Here is a 14,744-nt window from a genome sequence, read left to right as displayed (position 1 = left end):
ACAGGCAAAAATCCACTTAATATAGGCTTTAAACAAGCCGTGCCAAACTTGAATTATGAAAATGGCAATAAAACCACATTTTTAATGATCTAATGCCCGGCGTTTTATCAATCCGCCTCTCACTTCCGAAACAGAATTGGTTACGATGAAAGCCGTGGGGTCAATTTGTTGTACCCGGGCAACCAGGCGCTGCACCTCTAATCGTGTAATAACCGTGACGATAATATCTACATTCTTGTCGTCAATTTCAGTTTTACCGAAACCCCGCTCGCCTTTATAAATGGTAACACCTCTATGAAGGTGACGCATGATAACTTGTTTAATCAACTCGCTTTTAGCCGACACAATGGTAACCGAAGTAAATTCATCAAAACCCTGTACTACGTAATTAATAGTTTGTGTAGCTGCCAGGTACGTTAGTATGGAATAAAGCGCTTGCTCAATACCTAAAAAGAAAGCTGCAATACCAAATATAAAAACGTTGATGACCAGAATGATCTGACCAATAGATAAAAAGGTTTTAGGATTAATATAAACCGCCAGTAAATCGGTGCCGTCAATTACACTTCCGCCCCTCATGCACAAACCTATCCCCGCACCTAAGAAAAAACCGCCGAATACCGCTATTAATACCTTATCGTGTGTAACAATAGGAAAGTTAACAAAGTAAAGCACCAATGAAAGCACTATTATGGCTACTGAAGTTTTCAGAGCAAACAGCTTATCAACCCGTTTATAACCCAGATAAATAAATGGTATATTAATGATCACAATCAACACCGATATGGGCCAGTCGGTAAGCGAACTGATAAGCAGTGATATACCGGTTACACCACCATCAATAAACTCGTTAGGTACCAGGAATCCTTTGAGCCCGAAGGCTGCGCTGGCAATACCAAAAACAATCATAATTATGCGTATAATTTCAATACGGCGATAAGCTTGTTTGCGGGTTAGTGTCATAGATAGCGTGTGTAGTGTTTATGATTTAATGCGTGTTTTCGAAATAAAATACGCCTTTTTTGTTGGAAATAACGATGTCCTTTAATTTATCGTTGTTCATATCTTGAACAACCACGTGCAATCCAACGCCCGAATCGCTATCAATTTGATGGGGTACAAAATATGGCGGCTCGCCGGGTGTAAACTCAAACCAATATAATACAGCGGCTTCATGCGCACCAGGGTCAGTATCGGTATCGTTATGAGCAAACCACCGCTTACCGGTTACAATGTCTAAATTTCCATCGTTATTTATATCGGCCAATGCAACGCCATGTATTTCAGAAAATGAGTTGCTAATCTGGTGTTTTGTCCAGGTTGCCTTACCCTGTGCATCTTTGCCTTGCTCATACCACCATATACCATATTTATGCGCCGAAGCGCAAATTACATCATTAAAGCCGTCACCGTTAATATCCATCACATACATTTCTGAACAGTCGTCGCCAAAGTTGGCGGCGTGAAATAGCCAGTCAGGCTGTGTACGGTTTCCCGGCGCCTCCCACCACCCTTCCTTAACTAATATATCTTTCCGGCCGTCTTTGTTGACGTCGCCAAAACCTAAACCGTGCGAATAACGGTCTGTTCCGGGCGCGTTGGTTGCGCTTATGGGGTATCGCGTCCAGGCTGTATCACCTTTTACAACCGGGGGGCTAAGCCATACAATTTGCTTTGTATTTACATCGGCACATAGTATATCAGTGCGCCCATTGCCGTCAATATCAACAAAATTAGGCGACTCATTACCCACCCCTATCCTGTCATTAATCGCATGTTTCTTCCAGTAACCTGCCCGGCCTTTCGGGTTTTCGTACCAATAAGCAGGCGTGCCGGGATAGCCAATAATAACCTGGTCTGTCCAGCCGTCCTGATTCACATCAATACTATAATTTAAGAATGAAGTACTATACTCGGTAGCCGGCTTTAAAACCGGCGTGGGCGCTATGTCGTGGCGCACCCAATTTGGAGCTTCAAACCAACACGTCCCCGCCAGGATATCTAATTTACCATCGCGGTTAACATCGCCCACAGATACCCCTTCTGATATAAAGTCGTTAGTGATAATGTGTTTAATAAATTTATTACTGTTTTGCGCGTACAAAGCCCCGCACCAAAAAAGGACGGGTATTAAAGCGAAGCGATTTTTCATAGGCTTATTGGTGAATAGCAGGAAACATCGGGCAGATTACAAAGGCAAGTTAAGGTTTATCGGGCTAAGGGCAAAACAAAGCATCCGGATAACTGGCGCCTTTGGATATCCAAAAAATACGTTTGTAATATTCCATGTGTTTTGTATACTTTTGCAGTCTGTTTATCTATGGCAACTTTGGGCGGATTTCGATAAAGAAATTTGAATAGTGAAACAGAATCAACTGATACTTCGATCAAAACGAATTAGCATTCATAATTTATATGATGCTTATGCAGGTATGTTGCTTGGATATATCTTTGAGGTGGTAAAAGACCGTCAAATAGCAGAAGATTACCTGGTAAAAACTTTTAGCCGAGTAGCCGAAAATTTTAATCAAACAAACTGGACTGAGATTAATGCGTGGAGTAAGCTGTTGCATACTGCCAAAAATGAGTTGGCCGCGTTTTACAAAGTTGCAGAGGCTGGAGAAACACCGGTGGGCACATTGCCAAATTTATACCTCGACAGAATGACTGAGGAGCAAAAATTGATTTTCTGCAACATTTACTACAGCAAAAAAACCACCGCCCAGATTGCCAAAGAGGTGAACAAACCCGAAGTTGAAGTTAAACAGTCGTTAAAAGAAGCTTTTGCCGTTATCAGGAGGTCGAATGGACGTTAAAGCATATATTGAGAGTGGGGTGTTAGAGTCGTATGTGCTGGGTTCGGCTTCGCCGGAAGAGGAACGCGAAGTGCTTCGGTTAAAAAAACAATATCCTGAAATAGCAGACGCATTATTTCAGATAGAAACCGATTTTGAGCAGCTGGCCCAAAATATGGCTCTGATACCTCCGCCGGGAATGCTTACCCGCATTGAGGACGAAATAAATGCCGTTATTGAAACGGAAGAGGCTTTGCCACCGGCTAAGCAGCCTAAAACAAATAATCACAAATATCAAAGCAACCCTGACAGTGGCACTCAGTTTATTGAGGTTGAAGCATCATCAAACCAGATGCGGATACACAAAGCATGGCGCTGGGTATTTGCAGGCGTATTTATATTAGGAAAGATATTCCTGATTGCCGCGATTTACTTTTACTTTGAAAACCGGCAGGCGCAGGAGCGCATTCAGGAATTAAAAACTGAGCTGCGCCAATACAAACATTAAATAAATTAATATCAATAGTTAAAGCGAATCAAAAAATGGTTCGCTTTATTTTTTTTAATTTCATTGGTGAAAACTCAATAGAAAACAAGGCTGTTATAAGTTTATGGCAACAGTAGCACTTAAAAGCGCAGCAGGTAAATGGCTTATGGCCTCAACCATCCTAGCCTCATCTATGGCTTTTATTGATGCAACTGCGCTCAACGTGGTGCTGCCCGCGCTGCAGCAAGGGTTAAAAGCAACAGGCGCTGATTTATTTTGGATACTCAACGCCTATTTACTAATGCTGGCCTCGCTGATATTAATTGGCGGAGCCATGGGCGACAAACTGGGGCGCAGGAAAGTTTTTATGTGCGGAATCTTTATTTTCATATTGGGTTCTGCTGCCTGCGGGATATCTGGCAGTGTTTTGATGCTGGTGGTGTGCAGGGTGCTGCAAGGCATTGGCGGCGCACTGATGATACCCGGCAGTTTATCCTTAATATCATCGTCCATTAACCCAAATGAACGTGGCAAGGCCATAGGTACCTGGTCGGCTTTTACAACGGTAGTAACCATGGGGGGCCCTGTTTTAGGCGGGGCGCTGGCCGATGCCGGTTTGTGGCGTTATATTTTCTTTATCAACGTCCCTATCGGCGTTATTGCGTTGCTGATGCTGGCTTTTAAGGTTAATGAGATCAGGGATGAAGATAATAAAGCCGGACTGGATTTCGGCGGAGCTATTACTATAGCATTAGCGCTTGCTTTAATAACCTTTGGTTTTTTGCGGGTACCGTCTGTTGGGTTGAGCAATATCCAGGCATATGGCTCACTGGCTGGCGGCCTTATTTTGTTGCTAATATTTATAATCATCGAAATAAAAAGCAGTAACCCCATGATGCCGCTCAAACTGTTTAATAACAGCACTTTTAGCGGCGCAAATTTACTGACGTTTTTTCTTTACGCCGGATTGGGTGCCGGCATGCTTTTTCTATCACTTAACCTGGTGCAGATTCAAGGTTATACCCAGCTGCAATCCGGCTTAACGTTTTTACCTTTTACGGTGCTCATGATCAGTATAGCACGTTTTGCCGGCGCGCTGGCAGATAAACACGGCCCCCGCCTGTTTTTAATAGTGGGGCCGGCTTTAGCAGGCAGCGGATTGCTTCTGCTATCCTTTGTCAAACAAACTGCGGGGCCGGCGGCCTACTGGACTACTTTCTTTCCCGGAGTATTGGTGTTAGGTTTAGGTATGTCTTTTACCGTGGCTCCGCTAACCGCTACAGTAATGGCTTCAGTGAGCGACCATTTTTCGGGAACGGCGTCGGGTATTAATAATGCCATGACGCGTATATCAGGTGTTTTTGCTAACGCGATATTTGGGGCGCTGGCTGTTTTGTTCTTCTCAACAGCACTACAGCAAAATCTGCAGCATACGTCCTTTACTACCACAGACATACAGCTTATTGTATCGCAGGCAAAAAATCTTGGAAATGCAAAAGTACCGCCCATATTAAGCACCGGCAAGCAACAGGTTGAAACATATTTTCACGAGGCATTTATCAGTGCGTATGCTAATATTATGCGCATATCTGCCGGTTTAGGCTATCTGGGTGCTTTAATGGCCCTGGTTTTTATCCGTAATAAAGCTATTAAAAAGACCTGAATCTATTTGCAGAGCGAGCCACCCTTCAAAGCATAGAGCTATGCTTACAGCTATCACATGGTAGGCGCCTGCTCATAAATACTCCATAGTTGGTCTGGCGTACTTTTTTTTGCGGCCAGTATTATGGCTGAGTTTACCGTTCCCTTTGCATCAGCAGGTGTTACGTACAGTTCGGTTCCTTTCAGTTTGATCATGTAAGTATCTTTTTTTACTGCTATAAACTCATACTGCTGCTGTTGTGCGCCGCCTACAAGTGGCTGTTCCTCAAAAGCCACATTTGCCGCTGCCGAAGAAATGGGCTGCAGCGTTTTATTGCTGAACAGATTTTGCAATTGGTAGGTATTTGCGTCTGTCTTTTTAAAATTCCAGGTCATGCACTTCCAGTTTTCGGGGTAGTAAGCCACTATCGGTGTACCGTTTTTAGCGTTAGCATCCTTAATACGCAGCAGCATACCCGTTTGTACGTTTTTAATGGCGTAATTACCTTTTATATCCTGTGCAAAAACAAAGGCCGCATTGAATACAAATGCAGCCAGTAAAACTAGTTTTTTCATACTATTATTGTTACGGGTGTACGATTGTCCAGCCATCATTGCCGCGGATAATGATCTCACCGTTACCGCTTGGCACATAACCTATAAAGTCAAATAGCGTGCTTTTATCAATATTACGTTCACGAATTGTGTTACTGCACTCTGCTAGTACCACCCCTTTTGCCTGTAAGGCGCGCAGTGCTTTTTCATACTGTCCCGATTTCAGAAACATAGTATAACCGCCGGCAAATGCAACCAATTCAATTTCAACTTTTCCTTTCAGGCGTGGGTCTGATATAGCATTATCGATATTACGCAGCGTCATTTTAATTTTTGCCGAGGCTGTGTCATCCACAAAGTATAAAGCCTTATAATGCGCTTTGTCGGCAACGGCGCCGGTAAAACCCGCGTCAGACTTTTGTGCAAATACCGGTTTAACTAATGCAACGGCTGCTAAAACAAGAAAGTATTTTAGTACAATTTTCATAATGGGTGTTTTATAATATAAAGTTATGATTTTTTTGTGGTTGATTTTTGCGCATTGGCAATTGGTTGATATGGGCCAAATTTATGCTGATGCTCACTAAAGCCATCGGCATAAGGCGCAAACGGAAAGTCGACAGGTTTTTTTGAAACATCTTTCCAGTCGGCGCTTTGATCAAAATGCGGCCGCGGCTGCGAGTTAATAAACGCAGCTACGTTCCAGGCCTCTTCATCCGTCAGCTGCGGATTTTTGTAGGTAGTACCAAATGGCATATTACTTTTTACAAATGCCGCAAAGGTGGTAATGCGGTATAACCCGGCACCGTCATTATAACTATGGTCGCCCCAAAGCGGCGGGAACGTATATTCTGTTTTATCAGCATTAAACACGCCCTGACCATTTTGCCCATGGCAAACCTGGCATTTCTTAAGATATACTTTTTCCCCTTCAGCCGGGTTGGCCGCCCTATCCATATAAACCAGTTTGATAACACTGCTGCCCGCGGGCTTAGTCCGTTTTGGCACACCTTTGCCAAGCCATTGAATATAGGCTATCATTGCCTTCATTTCGCGGCTGGTTGTATCGAGCACTTTACCATTTAAACTGCGCTGCATACAACCATTAATACGCCCGGCTATAGACAGTACATTGCCGGTACGTGGCATATACTGCGGATAATTAGCCGCCACCGCTTTAAGGTTTAATCCGTACGGTTTAGTGCCAGCATTATTATGGCAGTTCTGACAGTCCATACCGTTAGTTAAATGGGCCACCCTGCCTTTCGGCCCCAAATACAAAGCGGTATGGGCAATCAGTTCTCGCCCGTACCGCAATTGCGCTCCGGCATTACCGGCAGGTATTTTTCTTTCCTGGGCGTAGGCTGTTAGCCCGCTCAGAAAGATGAGGATAAAAAAAAGAATTCGCATTTGGTTTACCAGTCCCTGCCAAAACAAAACAGGTTAAAGCAAATAACGGAATTGTTATTCACTTTAACCTGTAAAATTTAAAACTTGAGCTATTAACGCTGCTCGTTGTAAACTTGAAACTCAGCTATGGACGGCTGTCTTTCTGAACCTAAAATACGTATTCTTACTTTATTAGCCCAGATACGGGTAAAGCGGTGTACTTTAACCGCCGAGGTTTTATCGCCATCCAGAATCGGTTTCCATGAACCGTCTGAGTAGTACTCCAATTTATATTTATTAATGTTTGATCTTCTTTCGGCGATGACAATGGTATTAAGGCCTGTTTCGCGTTTAAAGCTTACCTCGTACCATGGATCTTTGACACGCGGGTTTGAAACCCATGAGCTGCCAAAATTATCATCATTAGCAAAGTCGCTTATCTCGCTATCGTCGCTCCAGCTTGAGTTGGCAGGCGCATTTTTAGCCAGGTTTTGCGAGATGATCGGCGCTTCATTATCCGGCAAAGCCGCCAGCGGGCCATCATTTTTCCAGATCTTGCCAATTTCTTTCAACTCGGCTATAGCGTTATCATCAAAACGGCCGTCTTTATTTGGCGCAACATTGAGGATGAAATTACAACGGTCGCTATTTAGTTTTTTAAGATAATCGTTAACTAAGCTTGAAGCAGTTTTAACCGGAGTGGTCGGGAAATCGCTCTTCCAGAACCACGAACTTTGGATAGGTAAGCAAGCTAAAGCAGGCATGGTATTGCTGCCAGCTTCCATACGTTGGCCCGCACCCATTTCGTACGTTTTGATATCAGTATAGTACAAACCTAATTTTGGATATTTTGCTCCATTCAGGTCCATCAATAAACAATCAGGCTGCAATTTTTTTACCAAATGATAAATATCCTCAAAAGGCACATCGTCGTATGAAATCCTTGACCATGGTGCGTCCCATCCGTCAATAATCAACGCTTCTATTTTGCCGTATTTAGTTAGCAATTCGGTAATTTGTTGTTTCACCATCTCAATATGGCTCGGCTGTATCTGGTTAGGGCGCAGTTTATGGTGCGTGTCAAGTATTGAATAGTACAGCATTACTTTTAAACCATTTTTTCTGAAAGCGTCCACGTATTCTTTCACCACGTCGCGGTGCAGCGGACTGTTCATTACGTTGTAGTCGGTACTTTTGGTGTCCCATATACAAAAACCACTGTGGTGCTTGGTGGTCAAACAGCCATAGCTCATATTAGCCGATTTTGCGGCTTTTGCCCACTGGTCGCAATCCAACTTAGTTGGGTTAAAGTTTGATGGTGACGCTTCCGGGTCAGGCCAGTCGGCATCCATATAAGTTGGAATATTAAAATGGATGAACATTCCAAAACGCAGATCAATAAATTGCTGCTGCAGTTTTTTTAAATGTTCGCTTTTGGTGTCAACTTCGGTCACCTCTGATTTTTGAGCAAACGTTGCCTGTAAGCTCATTAATACAAGGGCCAGCACTAAGGTTAATTTTTTTGATGTCATGTTAATTTATAAATGCTTTTTGCCGGATTCGGCTATAAACCCGTTAATTATCAAAGAAAGCAGATTGCAGCCGTATTAAATTTTATGTTATTGTCTATTCATTAAATGATTTTGGCATCAGTATTTCAACAATATAAATTAATGCAGAATAAATCAGTTACTAACTATAAACAATTCAAAAATACTCCGCAACATAAATTCCCTAAATTTGACCGTTACCACAATACTGCAACCTATGTTTAAATTTAATATAATAGCCGCAATTTGTTTAGGGTTGCTGGCTGTAGCTGTCAATGCTAAATCGCAGGACCATCGCTTCGACCCACCCTGGAACACTCCGCCGGTAAGTAAATTGTATTTTACTGTTTATGGCATTGATAACGTACCTGATTTATATGGCGACATTAACGACCCGCAGTTAGTTATCTTCTTTGCGGGCAACCAGTTTATGGTTGTTGACGATTTGCTTGCTGCTTTTAAAGCCAAATATCCGCAATACGAGCGTGTATTTGCCGAAACCTTGCCGCCAGGCATCCTGGCCAGGCAAATTGAGGCCGGTTCAATTGTTGTGGGCAATATGCGTATTAATTTAAAACCTGATGTATATACCGCAGGTAAAAGCGGTATCGAAAAAACACCAGATCTGTTTAGCCGGATAGTGCCGTATGCTACCAACAAGCTATCTATCATGGTAAGAAAAGGAAATCCAAAACACATACAAGGATTGACTGACCTGGCCAAAAAAGATATCCGCGTAAGCATGCCCAACCTGCAAACTGAAGGCATAGGCACACAAATAATGGAAGCCTACGCCAGGGCCGGCGGCGAGAAATTGCAAAAAGCCGTGATGGAGGAGAAAGTTAAAGCTAACAGTACCTATCTTACCAAAATACACCACCGCGAAACACCAATGCGCATTTTATACGGCGACAGCGATGCGGGCCCGGTATGGTCGACCGAAGTTTTGTACCAGCAAATGATTGGCAACCCCATAGAAGGTGTTGAGCTGCCGGCTAAGGATAATGTGACAGCAACATATGTGGCGGCATCATTAAAGATCGCACCACACCCGCAAGCCGCTAAAGATTTCCTCGATTTTTTGGGTTCGGCTGAGGCTAAAGCTATTTATAAAAAATATGGCTTCTTACCGAGCAACTAACAGTTAAACTTATTAAGCGATACGGCTTCTAACAACAATTCAATATTACTTAACATTATAGTAACACAATCAATAGGTTAGCTTAAAACCGGGCAGGTAACTTGCCATGATTATTTGATCGCCCTGATTTATGTATCATAATGTATTAGGCGTTGTACTTCCCCTTTTAGGATCAATCGCCCTTAATGGTTACCTGTTATCTGTTTTCCTGCTATGTTTGTTTGCGGTAGTATGTTTTGAGTTTGTAAATGGTTTTCATGATACGGCTAATGCCGTTGCCACTGTTATTTACACTAAAGCTTTAAAGCCGGTATACGCCATACCGTGGTCGGGTTTATGGAATTTTTTGGGTGTTGCCCTGGGTGGTGTAACAGTGGCCATGGGTATCCTCAAACTAGTTCCTTTAGATACCTTAATGACCCTGCCGGTAGCCGTGGGCGCCTGCATGGTTATTTCAGTGCTGCTTGGCGCAATAATCTGGAATATAGGCACCTGGTACCTGGGTATCCCCTGCTCAAGCTCGCACACCATGATTGGCGCCATGATTGGCGCGGGGCTGGCCTTCACCATCAGATATCATGGCCCTGGCGTTAACTGGAGCAAAGCGGGTGAGATCGGTTCGTCATTGGTGCTGTCGCCAATTATTGGCTTTGCTGCCGCTGCTTTATTGATGCTATTTTTAAAGCACGTTACCAAATCGCATGCATTATTTCATATACCAAAAGGCGAAAATGATCGTCCGCCCATTCATATTCGCCTGATGTTGATTACTACCTGTACGCTGGTAAGTTTCTTTCATGGCAGTAACGACGGCCAGAAAGGTGTTGGTTTATTTATGCTGATACTGATAGCTTTTTTACCGGCGCGTTTTGCGGTAAATCATAACATAACATCTGATAAGATACTGTCCCAACTAAACGCATCGCGCCGTATTATACAAATACATTTACAAGGCGACGGCGAAAATAAGCCGGTATTTACTGAACTGGCAACTGCCATTGATCAAACTGAAGCTTCATTACTTAAAAAGAGCGAAACTAATGTTTCGGCTACTTACCAGTACCGCAAGCAGGTAGAAAGTGTAATCAAAAACCTGCGCAGTACCGTTGCTGATAAAGGTGCATTACTCAGCGACGCTGAAAAAGACACACTAAATAAATCGGCCGGCGAACTGCAGCATGTAGTTGATTTTGCACCGGTTTGGGTTATCGGCATTATATCGCTTTCACTCGGCCTCGGCACCATGGTTGGCTGGAAGCGGATTGTGGTAACTATTGGTGAGCGTATAGGCAATGAACATTTGAACTACGCACAGGGTGCAACATCTGAGATCGTAGCAGCATCAACCATTGGCTTAAGTACCTGGTTTGGGTTGCCAGTGAGTACAACGCATGTGTTATCGAGCGGGATTGCCGGTTCTATGCTTGCATCCGGGGGAACAAAGAATCTGAACAACAGCACGCTTAAAAGTATAGCAGTAGCCTGGGTACTTACGCTGCCGGCGGCTATGCTGTTATCATTTTTATTATTTCAGTTGTTCCATTTATTTGTTTAAATTCCATCATCTAAGAAAATGAAACAGATACTTGTAGCCACCGATTTTTCAAAGAGCGCCGCTAACGCCATGGCTTATGCCATGAACCTGGCTGTAGTGCTTGGCAAAGATGTATGCGCTATACACGCCATACACCCTACCGAGGGCGTTGATAATAATACCTACAACGCTATTTTTATTGAAGATTACCATAATAACAAACGTGCCGCGCTTGAAGAATGGGTGAGCGAGTTCCGAGACAATCAAGATTACAAGCAGGTAAAAGTTACTACCGTTTGCAACGTCGGGTTCCTGAAAAAGGTAATAGCGCAATATATTAAAGCGCACCCGGTTGATTTGCTGGTGATGGGCGTAATAGGCAGTACCGGCATCAGCAGTATTGTGGGCAGCAATACCAGCTCGATAGTGACGCGAATCAAATTCCCGACACTAATTGTGCCCTTAGAGAGCAAGTTTGCTGAAACACCTATGATAACCCTGGCTACTGATTTTGAAACCCGCCTTTCAGCTATTGACGTTAAAACGCTGAACGAAATGATCAAGGCCTTTGGCTCCAAAAAGATGCAGGTGCTGTACGTAAATGACGACCCCGAAAAACGCACCCATCATCGGGACGAGGAGCGTTTGAGCGACCTGATCAAACATACTACCCTCAATTTTAATTATATAAAAAACGACAGCCCGCTTGATGGCATAATAGATTTTGTGCAGAATGACCACACCGATATCCTGTGCCTGGTAAAACATCACCATAATGTGGTTTATCGCCTATTTACACGCAGTACCGTTAACAGGGTTTTGAACCGGGCCTTGAAAGCGGTCCTGGTGTTGCATGAATAATGCGTTCTAAATTTCCCTTTAACATCGGCAATAAAATTACCGATCTTTATTGCGATGGAAACTTTGCAATTCTCACTTAATGACAATCAGTTAAAACCGATAAATATTGATAGTTTGATAAATGAGGTGTTAAAACCCGGTAGCAATAACTACCAGCAACTGGCCTATGAAGTACAACGGGAATTTAAACAGGGAGGTTCGCCGGACATTGTTAAAATGAGTTTCGACAGGGTCAAATTCAATGATGTTACCGGCAAAGGCCGTTTCAGAATATTATTAGATATTGGCTTTACTTTTGGCTGCGAAGATGTGCGGGTTGAAAAGAAAAATCAGACCTCGGAGTGGACTTTTGCAATAGACAAAACTTTAAAAACCATAACCTTATTTAGCTCGCCTTACGCAGAAAACCGATCTACGGCAGACGAGTTTTGAACTTCGGTTAGATAAAGGCGCAAGACAAATTTAACAACATAAATAAATTTTCCTGTTAATTGATTGCAGATTTTTAAGTCATTTCCAAGTTTGCAATTTTTTTGTCAGTTTGTTTACCGCGTATTGAAAAACAGACCGATCGGTTTATATTTGTACCATAATGACAAAAGCAGAACGTACCCGGCAATTTATTATTGAGAAAGCTGCACCTATTTTCAATCAGAAAGGTATTGCAGGCACTTCAATGAGCGACATTATGGAGGCCACCAAACTGGCTAAAGGCGGCCTTTACGGCAACTTTGAAAGCAAAGAGGCATTGTGTATAGAGGTATATACTTATTTGACCAATTTAACACATGACGCAGTAACTAAAAATATCAGTGAGGCTACCACTGCCCGGGATAAACTTTATGCTTTGTTAAATTTTTATGATAACCGCCTTTTAGCCGGAAACATAGGGGGCTGCCCTATCCTGAACTTTGGTACAGAGGCAGATGATACTAACCCTCTTATTAAACAAAAAGTAAATGAAACCATAAACAGGGCCAAAAACCGATTTGTAAAAATCATTAATGATGGCAAGGAAAGCGGCGAATTCTCTGCCGATTTTAATGCCGACCTGTATGCCCTGAAAGCCTTTACCATGCTTGAAGGCGCCATGTTAATCAGTAAAGTGCAAAATAATCTGCAGCATTTGCACACGGTGGTGGACGTATTAAAAAAAGAAATGGAATTATATATTATATAAATTTTTTTATCCTAAAATAGACCGATCGGTCTATTTTTTTTATCGCAAAACAATGAACAACTTAAAAAGATCGCTACTCATTATCACTGTGCTTATGGCCGCTGTAATGGAACTGATTGATACTACCATTGTAAATGTCGCGCTCTCGCACATGAGCGGTAACCTTGGAGCAACTTTAGAAGACACTACCTGGGTGGTTACAGCTTATGCCATTGCCAATGTCATCATCATCCCTATAACCAGCTTTTTGACTGCCATTTTTGGGCGGCGTAATTACTACATCGGCTCCATCGTAGTTTTTGTAGTATGCTCTTTTATGTGCGGCAGCGCCGGCGATATCTGGACACTGGTATTTTTCAGGTTCTTACAAGGCTTGGGCGGCGGTGCGTTGCTTTCGGTATCGCAAGCCGTAATATTTGAGTTGTTCCCTAAAGAAAAACAGAGTGTTGCAAGCGCCATATTTGGTATAGGTGTATTTATAGGCCCTACAATTGGCCCCACAATGGGTGGTATTATTATAGACAATTATTCATGGCCATTAATATTTTACATTAACGTACCTATCGGCATACTGGCGGCAACCGCCTGTTATTTTCTGCTTACAGAACCTGCCATCAAACCCAAGGTAAATAAAATTGACTGGACCGGCATTGCGTTATTGGCCACAGGGATAGGGTCGCTTCAAACCGTGTTAGAGCGCGGTCAAACTGAAGACTGGTTTGCTACGGGCTATATCACCGTGCTTACTATAACGGCCATAGTATCGCTCACCGGTTTCGTGATCTGGGAGCTAAAAATTGAGCATCCGGTAGTAAACCTGCGGGTATTCAGAAGTAAATCATTAACTATTGCAGCTATCCTGACTTTTATAACCGGTATTGGTATGTTTACCTCTGTCTTTCTGACACCGGTTATCGCACAGCGCTTACTGGGATTCTCGCCTACCCAAACCGGCTTTTTATTGTTACCCGGTGCCATCATTGCCATAGTGGGTTTAATTTTATCCGGCCGATTAATACAGAGCGGCGTATCCCCTCTTATGGTAGTAGCGGCCGGGTTTATGTGTTTCATTTACTTTAACTGGAACATGTCGGGCATTAATTTTGATACCTCGGCACATACTATTACCATAAATTTGATATTTCGCGCCCTTGGTATGGCATTCCTTACCGTACCGCTTACCATGCTTGCCGTATCATCCCTTCCCCCTGCCGATATACCGCAGGGAGCAGCCTTAAATAATATGATGCGTCAATTAGGTGGCGCCTTTGGTATATCCGCAGTGAATACCTTCACTGCACGCCGTATGGCTGTTCACCGAACAGACTTATTGGTAAATATAACCAATACAAACTCTTATGCAGTTGGCCGTTTAAATTCGCTCATTAGCTATTTTGAGCACAAAGGCATTAACCCCATTGACGCCAAAATAAAAGCCATGGCGGTTATTGAGCAAACCGTTGTTAAACAATCGGCTATGTTGAGCTATGTTGATGCTTTTGCAATGATAGGCTTGCTTTTTGCAATGGCCTTACCTTTGTTGTTACTGGTAGTCAAATCGCCAAAAAATGCGGCAATTTCTAAGATGGTCATTGCGGATCATTAATTTGT

15 protein-coding genes are annotated in these 14,744 nt (G+C 43.0%); 9 read left to right on the top strand and 6 right to left on the bottom strand.

Going from position 1 to position 14,744, the window contains the following annotated elements; genetic code table 11:
• Window positions 1-81: 81 nt before the first annotated feature.
• Window positions 82-963 carry a YitT family protein gene (locus ACFS5N_RS02290; protein ID WP_377181810.1) on the bottom strand — a complete coding sequence of 294 codons (882 nt, stop codon included), beginning with the start codon at window positions 961-963 and terminating at the stop codon, window positions 82-84.
• 25 nt (window positions 964-988) lie between these two features.
• On the bottom strand, window positions 989-2,152 hold the full coding sequence (locus tag ACFS5N_RS02285) for an FG-GAP repeat domain-containing protein (RefSeq protein WP_377181807.1): 1,164 nt from the start codon (window positions 2,150-2,152) through the stop codon (window positions 989-991).
• Between the two features lie 208 nt (window positions 2,153-2,360).
• Between ACFS5N_RS02285 and ACFS5N_RS02280 the strand changes: the two genes are divergently transcribed.
• The 3 genes from ACFS5N_RS02280 to ACFS5N_RS02270 all read left to right on the top strand — a co-directional run bounded on the left by ACFS5N_RS02280 (window position 2,361) and on the right by ACFS5N_RS02270 (window position 4,945).
• Window positions 2,361-2,816, top strand: a complete 456-nt coding sequence (locus tag ACFS5N_RS02280) for an RNA polymerase sigma factor (protein ID WP_377181805.1) — start codon at window positions 2,361-2,363, stop codon at window positions 2,814-2,816.
• Entirely contained in the window at window positions 2,806-3,303 is a 498-nt protein-coding gene (locus ACFS5N_RS02275; protein WP_377181803.1) for a hypothetical protein, read from the top strand. The genes ACFS5N_RS02280 and ACFS5N_RS02275 overlap by 11 nt, the downstream gene beginning before the upstream one ends.
• Window positions 3,304-3,406: 103 nt before the next feature.
• Window positions 3,407-4,945, top strand: a complete 1,539-nt coding sequence (locus tag ACFS5N_RS02270) for an MFS transporter (protein ID WP_377181801.1) — start codon at window positions 3,407-3,409, stop codon at window positions 4,943-4,945.
• Window positions 4,946-4,998: 53 nt separating this feature from the next.
• Here ACFS5N_RS02270 and ACFS5N_RS02265 read toward each other — a convergent pair whose 3' ends face one another.
• From ACFS5N_RS02265 to ACFS5N_RS02250, 4 genes are all read right to left on the bottom strand, one after another.
• Window positions 4,999-5,499, bottom strand: coding sequence for an RICIN domain-containing protein (locus tag ACFS5N_RS02265; protein ID WP_377181799.1), 501 nt, complete (start codon window positions 5,497-5,499; stop codon window positions 4,999-5,001).
• A gap of 10 nt (window positions 5,500-5,509) precedes the next feature.
• On the bottom strand, window positions 5,510-5,965 hold the full coding sequence (locus ACFS5N_RS02260; protein ID WP_377181797.1) for a DsrE family protein: 456 nt from the start codon (window positions 5,963-5,965) through the stop codon (window positions 5,510-5,512).
• Window positions 5,966-5,988: 23 nt separating this feature from the next.
• Window positions 5,989-6,888 (bottom strand): c-type cytochrome, encoded by a 900-nt coding sequence (locus ACFS5N_RS02255; RefSeq protein WP_377181794.1) that lies wholly within the window; start codon window positions 6,886-6,888, stop codon window positions 5,989-5,991.
• 92 nt (window positions 6,889-6,980) lie between these two features.
• The gene (locus tag ACFS5N_RS02250; protein WP_377181792.1) at window positions 6,981-8,399 is read right to left on the bottom strand and encodes an alpha-L-fucosidase; all 1,419 of its coding nucleotides are present in this window, start codon (window positions 8,397-8,399) and stop codon (window positions 6,981-6,983) included.
• A gap of 235 nt (window positions 8,400-8,634) precedes the next feature.
• Between ACFS5N_RS02250 and ACFS5N_RS02245 the strand changes: the two genes are divergently transcribed.
• From ACFS5N_RS02245 to ACFS5N_RS02220, 6 genes are all read left to right on the top strand, one after another.
• Window positions 8,635-9,558: a molybdate ABC transporter substrate-binding protein gene (locus tag ACFS5N_RS02245; RefSeq protein WP_377181790.1), complete on the top strand. Its 924-nt coding sequence runs from the start codon at window positions 8,635-8,637 to the stop codon at window positions 9,556-9,558.
• Window positions 9,559-9,688: 130 nt separating this feature from the next.
• Complete coding sequence (locus tag ACFS5N_RS02240; protein ID WP_377181787.1) at window positions 9,689-11,113, top strand: inorganic phosphate transporter; 1,425 nt, start codon at window positions 9,689-9,691, stop codon at window positions 11,111-11,113.
• A gap of 18 nt (window positions 11,114-11,131) precedes the next feature.
• Complete coding sequence (locus ACFS5N_RS02235) at window positions 11,132-11,953, top strand: universal stress protein (protein WP_377181785.1); 822 nt, start codon at window positions 11,132-11,134, stop codon at window positions 11,951-11,953.
• A gap of 54 nt (window positions 11,954-12,007) precedes the next feature.
• Entirely contained in the window at window positions 12,008-12,385 is a 378-nt protein-coding gene (locus ACFS5N_RS02230) for a hypothetical protein (RefSeq protein WP_377181783.1), read from the top strand.
• Window positions 12,386-12,545: 160 nt separating this feature from the next.
• On the top strand, window positions 12,546-13,133 hold the full coding sequence (locus ACFS5N_RS02225) for a TetR/AcrR family transcriptional regulator (protein WP_377181780.1): 588 nt from the start codon (window positions 12,546-12,548) through the stop codon (window positions 13,131-13,133).
• A gap of 52 nt (window positions 13,134-13,185) precedes the next feature.
• A complete protein-coding gene (locus ACFS5N_RS02220; RefSeq protein WP_377181778.1) occupies window positions 13,186-14,739 on the top strand; it encodes a DHA2 family efflux MFS transporter permease subunit in 1,554 nt (517 codons plus the stop codon).
• The last annotated feature ends 5 nt before the right edge of the window (window positions 14,740-14,744 follow it).

The sequence above is a fragment of the Mucilaginibacter ximonensis genome, assembly GCF_042686265.1.
GTDB classification, from domain to species: Bacteria; Bacteroidota; Bacteroidia; order Sphingobacteriales; family Sphingobacteriaceae; genus Mucilaginibacter; species Mucilaginibacter ximonensis.
The sequence above is the reverse complement of the archived record's forward strand: the minus strand, read 5'-3'. Positions and strand labels throughout refer to the sequence as shown.

Bases quoted from the DNA above. Each gene is read 5' to 3' on its own strand.
- ACFS5N_RS02255 (WP_377181794.1), bottom strand. From the start codon at position 6,888: ATGCGAATTCTTTTTTTTATCCTCATCTTTCTGAGCGGGCTAACAGCC.
- ACFS5N_RS02225 (WP_377181780.1), top strand. From the start codon at position 12,546: ATGACAAAAGCAGAACGTACCCGGCAATTTATTATTGAGAAAGCTGCA.
- ACFS5N_RS02235 (WP_377181785.1), top strand. From the start codon at position 11,132: ATGAAACAGATACTTGTAGCCACCGATTTTTCAAAGAGCGCCGCTAAC.
- ACFS5N_RS02240 (WP_377181787.1), top strand. From the start codon at position 9,689: ATGTATCATAATGTATTAGGCGTTGTACTTCCCCTTTTAGGATCAATC.
- ACFS5N_RS02260 (WP_377181797.1), bottom strand. From the start codon at position 5,965: ATGAAAATTGTACTAAAATACTTTCTTGTTTTAGCAGCCGTTGCATTA.
- ACFS5N_RS02245 (WP_377181790.1), top strand. From the start codon at position 8,635: ATGTTTAAATTTAATATAATAGCCGCAATTTGTTTAGGGTTGCTGGCT.
- ACFS5N_RS02275 (WP_377181803.1), top strand. From the start codon at position 2,806: ATGGACGTTAAAGCATATATTGAGAGTGGGGTGTTAGAGTCGTATGTG.
- ACFS5N_RS02285 (WP_377181807.1), bottom strand. From the start codon at position 2,152: ATGAAAAATCGCTTCGCTTTAATACCCGTCCTTTTTTGGTGCGGGGCT.
- ACFS5N_RS02250 (WP_377181792.1), bottom strand. From the start codon at position 8,399: ATGACATCAAAAAAATTAACCTTAGTGCTGGCCCTTGTATTAATGAGC.
- ACFS5N_RS02265 (WP_377181799.1), bottom strand. From the start codon at position 5,499: ATGAAAAAACTAGTTTTACTGGCTGCATTTGTATTCAATGCGGCCTTT.
- ACFS5N_RS02230 (WP_377181783.1), top strand. From the start codon at position 12,008: ATGGAAACTTTGCAATTCTCACTTAATGACAATCAGTTAAAACCGATA.
- ACFS5N_RS02290 (WP_377181810.1), bottom strand. From the start codon at position 963: ATGACACTAACCCGCAAACAAGCTTATCGCCGTATTGAAATTATACGC.
- ACFS5N_RS02270 (WP_377181801.1), top strand. From the start codon at position 3,407: ATGGCAACAGTAGCACTTAAAAGCGCAGCAGGTAAATGGCTTATGGCC.
- ACFS5N_RS02220 (WP_377181778.1), top strand. From the start codon at position 13,186: ATGAACAACTTAAAAAGATCGCTACTCATTATCACTGTGCTTATGGCC.